The sequence below is a fragment of the Microbacterium sp. zg.Y909 genome (genome assembly GCF_024626565.1).
Genome location: NZ_JANJFJ010000015.1, coordinates 23,103 through 32,724, shown reverse-complemented (window position 1 = coordinate 32,724; position 9,622 = coordinate 23,103). Strand labels below are relative to the sequence as shown.

The 9,622-nt window shown below is 69.3% G+C and carries 9 protein-coding genes; 4 read left to right on the top strand and 5 right to left on the bottom strand.

What is annotated here, in order from left to right; all coding sequences use genetic code 11:
- The coding region (locus NQ160_RS02850; RefSeq protein WP_257513727.1) for a glutaminase at window positions 1-649 on the top strand (649 nt) is incomplete at its 5' end.
- 21 nt (window positions 650-670) lie between these two features.
- On the opposite strand, the gene NQ160_RS02845 is transcribed toward NQ160_RS02850, so the two are convergent.
- The 5 genes from NQ160_RS02845 to NQ160_RS02825 all read right to left on the bottom strand — a co-directional run bounded on the left by NQ160_RS02845 (window position 671) and on the right by NQ160_RS02825 (window position 4,994).
- Window positions 671-1,372, bottom strand: coding sequence for a DUF1345 domain-containing protein (locus tag NQ160_RS02845; protein WP_257513726.1), 702 nt, complete (start codon window positions 1,370-1,372; stop codon window positions 671-673).
- Between the two features lie 24 nt (window positions 1,373-1,396).
- Window positions 1,397-3,091 carry an aa3-type cytochrome oxidase subunit I gene (gene ctaD, locus NQ160_RS02840; protein WP_374113622.1) on the bottom strand — a complete coding sequence of 565 codons (1,695 nt, stop codon included), beginning with the start codon at window positions 3,089-3,091 and terminating at the stop codon, window positions 1,397-1,399.
- A gap of 220 nt (window positions 3,092-3,311) precedes the next feature.
- Window positions 3,312-3,887, bottom strand: a complete 576-nt coding sequence (locus NQ160_RS02835) for a DUF3618 domain-containing protein (protein WP_257513725.1) — start codon at window positions 3,885-3,887, stop codon at window positions 3,312-3,314.
- Window positions 3,884-4,297 (bottom strand): phage holin family protein, encoded by a 414-nt coding sequence (locus NQ160_RS02830; protein WP_257513724.1) that lies wholly within the window; start codon window positions 4,295-4,297, stop codon window positions 3,884-3,886. Before NQ160_RS02830 ends, NQ160_RS02835 begins: the two co-directional genes overlap by 4 nt.
- Window positions 4,275-4,994 carry a hypothetical protein gene (locus NQ160_RS02825; RefSeq protein ID WP_257513723.1) on the bottom strand — a complete coding sequence of 240 codons (720 nt, stop codon included), beginning with the start codon at window positions 4,992-4,994 and terminating at the stop codon, window positions 4,275-4,277. The genes NQ160_RS02830 and NQ160_RS02825 overlap by 23 nt, the downstream gene beginning before the upstream one ends.
- Before the next feature lie 176 nt (window positions 4,995-5,170).
- On the opposite strand from NQ160_RS02825, the gene NQ160_RS02820 reads away from it, so the two are divergent.
- From NQ160_RS02820 to NQ160_RS02810, 3 genes are all read left to right on the top strand, one after another.
- The gene (locus NQ160_RS02820; protein WP_257513722.1) at window positions 5,171-6,868 is read left to right on the top strand and encodes a long-chain-fatty-acid--CoA ligase; all 1,698 of its coding nucleotides are present in this window, start codon (window positions 5,171-5,173) and stop codon (window positions 6,866-6,868) included.
- Window positions 6,869-7,125: 257 nt separating this feature from the next.
- Window positions 7,126-7,335, top strand: a complete 210-nt coding sequence (locus tag NQ160_RS02815) for a heavy-metal-associated domain-containing protein (protein ID WP_257513721.1) — start codon at window positions 7,126-7,128, stop codon at window positions 7,333-7,335.
- Between the two features lie 16 nt (window positions 7,336-7,351).
- Complete coding sequence (locus tag NQ160_RS02810; protein ID WP_257513720.1) at window positions 7,352-9,613, top strand: heavy metal translocating P-type ATPase; 2,262 nt, start codon at window positions 7,352-7,354, stop codon at window positions 9,611-9,613.
- Window positions 9,614-9,622: the final 9 nt, after the last annotated feature.

The following is a 9,622-nucleotide window of genomic DNA, read 5'->3' as shown; positions in this document are numbered from 1 at the left end:
CGACGCGATCAAGCTCGAAAGCGGAACCGGGCGCCCGCCGAACCCGATGGTCAACGCGGGCGCCCTGCTGACGGCGTCGCTGGTCGACGGCGACACCGCCGCAGACCGCGACGAGCGCATTCTCCGCGGGCTCTCGGCGTTCGCGGGCAAGCCGCTCGAGGTCGACGAGGACGTCGCCCACAACGAGCATCTGCTCGGCGACCGAAATCATGCGCTGGCGCACCTCATGCGCGCCGAGGGCACGCTGCAGGCCAGTGCCGACGATGCCGTGGCGGTCTACGCCCGCGCGTGCGCCATCCTGGTCGATGCCCGCACCCTCGCGGTGATGGGCGCAACCCTCGCCTGTGGGGGAGTGAACCCCCTCACCGGCGAACGTGTGGTTCCCCGTGAGGTCGCGCGCGATGTCGTGTCGGTGATGGCGACGTGCGGTGTGTACGACGGCTCAGGGCGGTGGATGCGCCGAGTCGGCGTGCCGGCCAAGTCCAGCGTGTCGGGGGCCATCGTGCTGTCGGCTCCGGGAGCGCTCGGCGCCGCGGTGATCAGCCCGCCCCTGGACGCGCAGGGCACGAGCGTGCGCGGCGCGCTGGCTGCCGAACGCATGAGTGCCGACCTCGACCTGCACGTGTTCGGGCGTGTCTCGAACCCCTGAGCGCCGAGGTCCCTCGCCGCCTCAGCCGGCGAGGCCTCCCAGCAGCAGCGAGACGACCATCGCCACGATCACCGAGTTGAAGGTGAAGGCGAACAGCACGTTCGTGCGCACCACCGCCCAGGCTTCCCGCGTGCGGATCGTCGCCGACACCGTCGCCGCCATGGTCGACAGCAGAATGGTCAGGTTGAGGTAGTCGCCGAACCGCGTCCGGCCGGGCACCTCGAATCCGATGTGCTCGCCGTCGTCGGCGCCGGCCTGCAGGCGCAGGTACTGCAGCGCGAAGGAATACACCATCAGCGCCCAGGAGGATGCCACGCACAGCAGACCCAAGGTGACGTACAGCACGTCGCCGCGGTAGGCCGGCGTCTGGGCGACGATCACCGTCACGACCACGGCGCCCAGCGCAGCGGTGAGCGTCCAGCTGGACGCACCTCCGTAACCGATCAGCGACCACCACCAGCGTCGCTGCAGTTCCCGCTCGCGGCGTGCGCGCGCGGCGATTCTGTCACCGCTGTAGGCGGCGTGCGTCCACACGAGGTAGATCACCCCGAAGGACGGCCACGCGAACAGGTAGATGTCGACCCCGACGGTCAGCGGATCGATGCGGCCCAGGTCGCCCTTGGCCGCTGCCACCGAGAGGGCAAGGGCCACACCTGCGATCGCGGAGAGCAGTGAGCTCCAGTTCGCTCTGGCGGTGTCACTGACGTATCGGGCTGCATGCACGCGACAAGTCTAGAAACCGTCGGGTCACTCCCGTGTCACCTCACCGTCGGCCTCTTCCACGGGCGCGTCAGGCGCGTCGCGTGCGGGTCCGACTCCGACCGGCACGCCGGCCTCGGGGTGGTTGACGTCGAACGCGGGACGTTCGCTGCGGATGCGCGGGATCGAGGTGAAGTTGTGCCGCGGCGGCGGGCAGCTGGTCGCCCACTCCAGCGAACCCCCGTAACCCCACGGGTCGTTGACGGTCACCTTCGGAGCCTTGCGCGCGGTGATCCAGACGTTGAAAAAGAACGGGATCATCGAGGCGCCGAGGATCATCGCACCGATTGTGGAGACCTGGTTCTCCCAGGTCCATTCATCGAAGGCGGAGTACTCCGCGTACCGTCGCGGCATGCCGTCCACGCCGAGCCAGTGCTGCACGAGGAAGGTCATGTGGAAGCCGATGAACAGCATCCAGAAGTGCACGTAGCCGAGGCGCTCGTTGAGCATGCGGCCGGTCCACTTGGGCCACCAGAAGTAGAACCCGGCGAACATCGCGAACACGACCGTGCCGAACACCACGTAGTGGAAGTGCGCCACCACGAAGTACGAGTCAGACAGGTGGAAGTCCAGCGGCGGCGACGCCAGGATCACACCGGTGAGACCACCGAAGACGAACGAGACCAGGAAGCCGAGGGCGAACACCATCGGGGTCTCGAACGTGAGCGATCCCCGCCACATGGTGCCGATCCAGTTGAAGATCTTCACCCCTGTCGGCACCGCGATCAGCATCGTCATCAGCGCGAAGAACGGCAGCAGCACCGCACCGGTGACATACATGTGGTGCGCCCACACCGCCACCGACAAAGCGGCGATCGCGATCGTGGCGTACACCAGGGTCTTGTACCCGAAGATCGGCTTGCGGCTGAACACCGGGAAGATCTCCGACACGATGCCGAAGAACGGCAACGCGATGATGTACACCTCAGGGTGACCGAAGAACCAGAACAGGTGCTGCCACAGCAGCACGCCGCCGTTCTGCGGGTCGAAGATGTGCGACCCCAGCACACGGTCCGATCCCGCGGCGAAGAGGGCCGCGGCCAGCACCGGGAACGCCAGCAGGATCAGGATGCTCGTGATCAGGGTGTTCCACGTGAAGATCGGCATGCGCCACATCGTCATACCCGGCGCGCGCATCGTGATGACGGTCGTCACGAAGTTCACCGCACCCAGGATCGTGCCGAACCCGCTCATGCCCAGGCCCAGCATCCACAGGTGGCCGCCGACGCCCGGAGTGAAGGTCGCGCTCGCCAGGGGCTGATACGCGGTCCACCCGAACGATGCCGCACCCTGCGGCGTGAGGAAGCCCGACAGCGCGATCAGCGAGCCGAAGAGGAAGAGCCAGAACGAGAAGGCGTTGAGCCGGGGGAAGGCGACGTCGGGTGCGCCGATCTGCAGCGGCATGATGGCGTTGGCGAAGCCCGCGAACAGGGGCGTCGCGAACATCAGCAGCATGATCGTGCCGTGCATGGTGAACAGCTGGTTGTACTGCTCACGCGTCGGCACGATCTGCATGCCCGGCTCGAACAGCTCGGCACGGATGATCAGCGCCATCACGCCGCCGAGCAGGAAGAACAGCACCGACGCGATCAGGTACATGTACCCGATGGTCTTGTGATCGGTGGAGGTAATCCACCGCACCAGCAGGTTCCCCTTCTGCTCGACGCGCGTGGCGGCAAGCAGGGCGGCCTGACGGGGCGGCAGGGTGTCGGGTGGACGCGTGGTCTGCGACACGATGGCTCCCTTCCCGCGCTGACGGGCGAGCCGGCGCTGGGGGAACCGTAAGACCGGCGCAGCCCACAGCTGAACGGGATTGCGCGCTCTCGAGGGGTGACGTATAAGCAGGGGCTCCCGCGACGTGAAAGGCGGGGGCCGCCACGCGACCCCCGCCACTTCTTCTGACTCAGCTGCCGGAGAGGTGCTCCCGGCCCTGCTGCGCCTGGTCCTTGACGTCTGCGGCGGCGGACTGCGTCTCGGCCTTGACGGTGCTCGCCGACTCGCTCGCGGCATCCTTCACCGCGGTGGCGGCTTCCTGGGCGGGCTCCTTGAGGTTCGCGCCCACTTCCTTCGCGACGCTGCTGGCTTCGTCCATGAGCGGCTGGGCCTTGTCCTTCACATCGGACGCGACCTGCTTCTCCCGCTCGGATGCGGGGATCAGCGACGCTGCGAGCAGGCCGGCGCCGAAGGCGATGAGTCCGACGGCGAGGGGGTTGCCCTCCGCCTTCGCCACGACGCGGTCCTTGGCGTCGCCGACGTGGCCCATGGCTGACGAGCCGGCGCCCGACATGGCCGAACCGGTGTCGTCGGCTGCGCCCATGATGCGCTCGCGCACCGATCCGACGGCGCTGCGCACCTTGTCCTTCTGGCGGTCGACGATCTTCGACGGCGTCACCTTGTCGGCCAGCGCGTCGACGTCGCCGCCGAGCTCCTCACGCGTCCGCTCGATGTCGGCGCGGATCTGATCCGGGGAATCACTCATCGGTTCTCCTCATTCCTCTTCAGCGTTTCGGGGATTTCCTTGAGGGTCTCCACGGTCTGGGGAGCGCCCTCGACTTCCTTCATCTTGTTGCGGCCGATCACGTAGAGGATCGCCGCGATGACGCCCCACAGCACGGCAACGATCACGCCGGACCAGCCGCCGCCGACCAGCGTTCCCAACGCCCACCACAGGGCGAACGAGAGGAAGAACACCGCCATCAGCGCCGCGTAGCCGGCGCCGCCCAGCAGGCCGGCTCCCTTGGCGGAGCGGGTCGCGGACTCCTTGAGCTCCGCCTTCGCCAGGGCGACCTCCTGGCGCATCAGCGTGGAGATGTCGCGGGTCACCTCACCCAACAGGTCGCCGAGCGACGTGGTCGCCGCTTTCTGCTCAGATGGTGTGGCGTCGGACATCCTGCTCACCTTCTCCGGGCAGGCCGGGCGTCTGCGTCCCCGTGGACCGGTCGTACAGCGGCGTGTCCACCGGTGCGGCAACGTGTGCCGGCGGAACGGGTGCGGTCGTGCTCACGACTGCGGGTGCAGGCGTCGAGGGGACCGCGGGCATCGAAGCCTGCGCGGCCTTGTCATCCGAGGCGTTCGCGGCGAGGGCACGCGTGAGGCGGCCGACCACCACTCCGGCGATCGCTGCGCCGGCGATGAACATGCCGGGCCTGCGTCGCGCATAGTTCTTCACCTCGTTGAGGACCGAGCCCGGGTCGCGGTCGCCCAGCCACGATGCCGCCCCCGAGAGGCGGGTGGCTGCCTGGCGGACCAGGTCGGCTGCGACGCCCTGCTGATCGGCGTTGGTCGACATGGACTCCAGTTCGGAGCTGACCGAGCGCAGGCCGGAGGCGAGCCGCTCCTGCTGAGTGCTCGCCTGCTCCTTCAGCTCGTGCTGGGTCTGTGCGTACAGCTGCTTGGCCTGCGTACCGGCTTCGCCCAGGACGGTCGATGCTTCGGCTTTGACCGTGCTCGCGACATCCGTCGCCTTCGAGACAGTCGTGTCCTTCAGGTCGCTCGCCTCCGCCTTGGCGGTGTCGACCTTGCCTGATGCGCCGCCGTTGGCGGCACCCGTCGTGGTCGGCGTGCCCGACCCATAACTCTGTGACATGGTTGCCCCTTTCAGGCCGGGAGTTCTCCGGCATCCCCCTTTCTTACGTGGCCTCACCCCCTCCTGCTCAGGGCCTTGCGGAATCCGGGGATCAGTGCAATCGCACGAGCGGGCGCGCGTGTCAACCTACGGGTCCCTGGACGAGACGTTCAGTGCTGATAGGCGAAAATGGAGTCATGCCGTCCAACCCCTTCGACTCCCGTCCCTGGCTCGCCGCCTACGCCCCGGGCGTCCCCGCCGACATCGATGAACCGACGCAGACGCTCACGCAGATGATGGAGGCCAGCGTGAAGACCCACGCGCGGCGTCCTGCGCTGGAGTTCTTCGGCGCGGTGACGACCTACGGGCAGCTGGGGGAGCAGATCGGGCGCGCCGCCGAAGGGCTGCGGCGCCTGGGGGTGAAAAAGGGCGACCGGGTGGCGCTGGTGCTGCCGAACTGCCCGCAGCACGTCGTGGCGTTCTACGCCGTGCTGCGCCTGGGCGCGATCGTGGTCGAGCACAACCCGCTGTACACCGCGCGTGAGCTGCGTCACCAGTTCGAGGACCATGGCGCATCGGTCGCGATCGTCTGGGACAAGGTTCTCGACACGGTCGCGGACTTCCCGAAGGACGTCCGTCCCGGGCGCATCGTGAGCGTCGACATGACCACCGCTCTGCCGCTGGCCAAGCGCGTGGCGCTGTCGCTGCCGGTCCCCAAGGCCCGCACGTTGCGCGCCCAGATGACGACGACCCCCAAGCTGCGGCATCCCTACCGGTGGGACCAGCTGCTCGACCACCGTCGGGTGTCGTCGCGCGTCCCCGGTCCGGCGGTCGAGGACATCGCGGTGCTGCAGTACACCAGCGGCACCACGGGCTCTCCGAAGGGGGCCATCCTCACCCACGCGAACCTTCGCGCCAACGCCATGCAGGGTCGCGCCTGGGTGCCGGGCCTGGTGGACGGTGAGGAGACGTTCTACGGGGTGCTGCCGCTGTTCCACGCGTACGGCATGACACTCTGCCTCACCTTCGCAATGAGCATGGGGGCGAAGCTGGTGCTCTTCCCGAAGGTGGACATCGGACTGATGACGGATGCCGCGCGCAAGAGCCCGCCGACCTTCCTTCCGGGGGTGCCTCCGATCTACGACCTGCTCTCCCGCGCCGCTGAGCGAGGCACCATCGACCTGTCCACGGTGCGCTTCTCGATCTCGGGGGCGATGAGCCTGCCGGTGGCGACGGTGAGCCGCTGGGAGGAGGCCACCGGCGGCCTGCTGGTCGAGGGGTACGGGATGACGGAATCCTCACCCGTCGCTGTGGGCAACCCGATGGGGCACAGCAGGCGCCCCGGCACGGTGGGAGTGCCGTTCCCCAGCACCGAGATCCGCGTTGTCGACCCGGAAGATCCGGAAACGGACCGGCCGCTGGGGGAGCCCGGCGAACTGCTCGTGCGTGGTCCTCAGGTGTTCCAGGGCTACTGGGGTCGTCCGCAGGAGTCGGCCGCCGCGCTGATCGACGGCGGGTGGCTGCGCACCGGCGACATCGCGTCGGTGTCGGCCGACGGCTTCGTGACGATCGTCGACCGGCTCAAGGAGCTGATCATCACCGGCGGGTTCAACGTCTCGCCCACTGAGGTGGAAGACACGCTGCAGTCGCATCCGGACGTCGAGGGCGCGGCCGTCGTGGCCATGCCCCGCGCGCACGGCGGCGAGGAGGTCGCCGCGGCGGTGGTGCTGCGCGACGGCGCGACGCTCGACGTCGAGGGCCTGCGCGATTACTGCCGCACCCGGCTGGCCGCGTACAAGGTGCCCAAGCGCATCGTCCAGATGGACGACCTGCCGCGCTCCCTGATCGGCAAGGTACTGCGACGCGAGGTTCGGGAGCAGATGCTGGCCGGCTGAGAGATTTAAGGCCCCGGCGGGAAGCATTCTCACCGGGCCTGCAGCTGAGGCCGGGAGGCGCTGATGACCCGAACATCAGCGCCTCAACCGGGGTCTCTCAAGCTGGCAGGATCAACGCTACGGGGGCACTTCCTGCCCTGCTCCACCTTGACGCGCACCCCCGCTTCTGGTATCTGCTCCGATCGGCCTCCCGGCGGCATCCGGTTGTATACTGGCTATACCCCGAGGGGGTATCCAGGACACGACGAGGAGCGATCATGACGACGAGCGAGTACCAGGTGACGGGAATGACGTGCGGGCACTGCGAGGCGGCAGTGCGCGGCGAGGTCGCGAAGATCTCGGGCGTCGACGACGTGCAGGTGAGCGCGCAGACCGGTCGGCTCGTGGTCTCGGCGGGCGCTCCTGTCTCGGACGCCGACGTGATCGCCGCCGTCGACGAGGCCGGGTACGCCGCCTCCCGCGTCTGAGGGAGGACGACACGCGATGACGACCCTCGGCGCTGACCAGACCCGCTTCGAGCTCGAGATCGGCGGCATGACCTGCGCGTCGTGCGCCGCCCGCATCGAGAAGAAGCTCAACCGTCTCGACGGCGTGTCGGCCACGGTCAACTACGCCACCGAGAAGGCCCTGGTCACCGGTCCCGCAGGCCTCGCGGCGGCCACGGTGATCGCCGAGGTGGAGCGCACCGGTTACACCGCGGCGCTGCCGGCGCCGCCACAGGAGACCGAACGCTACGCGGGCGACACGGATCCGGAGCTGGGCAACCTGCGTCACCGTCTGCTGGTGTCGACCGCCCTCGCGGTGCCGGTGATCCTCATGTCGATGATCCCGGCGCTGCAGTTCCCCAACTGGCAGTGGCTGTCGCTGGTGCTCGCCGCCCCCGTGGTGGTGTGGGGGGCATGGCCCTTCCACCGCGCCGCGTGGATCAACCTGCGCCACGGCGCCGCGACGATGGACACCCTGATCAGCCTGGGCACCTCCGCCGCCCTGGCGTGGTCGCTGTACGCGCTGTTCTTCGGCACGGCCGGCATGCCGGGCATGACTCATCCGTTCTCGTTCACGATCGGCACCGCCGATGCTTCGGGTGACATCTACCTCGAAGTGGCAGCCGGGGTGACCATGTTCGTGCTCGCAGGGCGCTACGTCGAGAAGCGGGCCAAGCGCCAGGCCGGGGCGGCGCTGCGCGCCCTGCTGGAGCTCGGGGCGAAGGACGTCACCGTGCTCCGCGACGGCGTCGAGGGCCGCATCGCCATCGGCGACCTGCGGGTCGGTGACGACTTCGTCGTGCGGCCGGGGGAGAAGATCGCGACCGACGGCGTGGTCATCGCCGGATCGTCGGCCGTGGACGAGTCGATGCTCACGGGGGAGTCCCTGCCCGTGGAAGTCGGCGCGGGCGACGCCGTCACCGGCGCGACCGTCAACGCCGGGGGCCGCCTCATCGTCCGCGCCACTCGCGTGGGCGGGGACACCCGGCTGGCGCAGATGGCCCGCCTGGTCGAGCAGGCCCAGTCCGGCAAGGCCGACGTGCAGCGACTGGCCGACCGCATCTCGGGCGTCTTCGTTCCCATCGTCATCGTCGTCGCCCTCGCCGCGCTCGCGGGGTGGCTCATCGCGGGGTTCCCCGCGAGCTCGGCGTTCACCGCCGCCGTGGCGGTGCTGATCATCGCCTGCCCCTGCGCGCTGGGACTCGCGACGCCGACGGCACTGCTGGTGGGCACCGGCAGAGGTGCTCAGCTCGGCATCCTCATCAAGGGTCCCGAGGTGCTCGAGTCCACCCGCCGCGTCGACACGATCGTGCTGGACAAGACCGGCACCGTCACGACCGGTCAGATGAGCGTCGTCGACGTCGTGGCAGCCGAGGGCGAGGATGCCGCCGAGGTGCTGCGCCTGGCGGGCGCCGTCGAGCACGCCAGCGAGCACCCGATCGCGCAGGCGATCGCCGCCGCCGCGGCGCGGGTCGGCGGTCTTGGCGCCGTGGAGGACTTCCGCAGCTCCGCCGGCGCGGGCGTGGCGGGCGTCGTCGACGGGCATGCCGTGGTCGTAGGCCGCAGCGGGCTGCTCGACGAGTGGGCGCTTCGCCCGGGAGATGACGTCCAGGCCGCTGCCGCAGCGGCCTTCTCGCGGGGCCAGACCGCGGTGTTCGTCGCGTGGGATGGGCGCGTGCGGGGGGTCGTGGTGGTGGCCGACCGTCCGAAGCCCACGAGCGCCGCCGCCGTCGCGCAGCTGCGACGGCTGGGGCTGACCCCTGTGCTGCTCACCGGCGACAACACCGCCGTCGCGCGGCACATCGCCGCCGAAGTCGGCATCGACGAGGTCATCGGCGACGTGCTCCCGGCCGACAAGGTGGCAACGGTCGCGCGACTGCAGGCCGAGGGCAAGGTGGTCGCAATGGTGGGCGACGGCGTCAACGACGCCGCGGCGCTGGCGCAGGCCGACCTCGGCATGGCCATGGGGACGGGCACGGATGCCGCGATGGAGGCGGCCGACATCACGCTCGTCCGCGGTGACCTCGTCGCGGCGGCCGACGCCGTGCGCCTGTCGCGCCGCACGCTGCGCATCATCAAGTCGAACCTGTTCTGGGCCTTCGCGTACAACGTCGCCGCCATCCCGCTGGCCGCGTTCGGCCTGCTCAATCCCATGCTCGCGGGCGCGGCGATGGCGCTGTCGAGCGTCTTCGTGGTGGGGAACAGCCTGCGGCTGCGCAGCTTTCGCCCGCTCTCGCCCGCACCCGCCGATCCGAAGTGAGGAACCCGT